Origin of the sequence: Variovorax sp. RTB1, assembly GCF_035018765.1 — a bacterium.
In the GTDB taxonomy this organism is placed as follows: Bacteria; Pseudomonadota; Gammaproteobacteria; order Burkholderiales; family Burkholderiaceae_C; genus Variovorax.
On sequence record NZ_JASJXG010000127.1, the window covers coordinates 1 to 385 of the forward strand.

Here is a 385-nt window from a genome sequence, read left to right on the forward strand (position 1 = left end):
GAGCGACCAAACCAGCTATGGGTCTCGGACTTCACATATGTGTCGACCTGGCAGGGCTGGCTCTACGTGGCCTTCATCATCGATGTGTTTGCACGGCGCATCGTCGGTTGGCGCGTGAGCAGTTCGATGCGCACGGACTTCGTGCTGGACGCGCTGGAACAGGCTCTGTATGACCGCCAACCGGAGCGGGATCGCAGCCTGATACATCACTCGGATCGTGGGTCGCAATATGTGTCCATTCGGTACAGCGAGCGCTTGGGTGAAGCCGGCATCGAGCCGTCCGTGGGCAGTCGGGGAGACAGCTACGACAACGCCTTGGCCGAGACCATCAACGGGCTCTACAAAGCCGAATTGATTCATCGCCGAGCACCGTGGAAGACCAAGG

1 protein-coding gene is annotated in these 385 nt (G+C 60.0%); it reads left to right on the plus strand.

Features of this window, described 5'->3' with window-relative positions:
- Window positions 1-385: IS3 family transposase (locus tag QN397_RS26645; protein WP_323502524.1), on the plus strand; the 385-nt coding region annotated here is incomplete at both ends.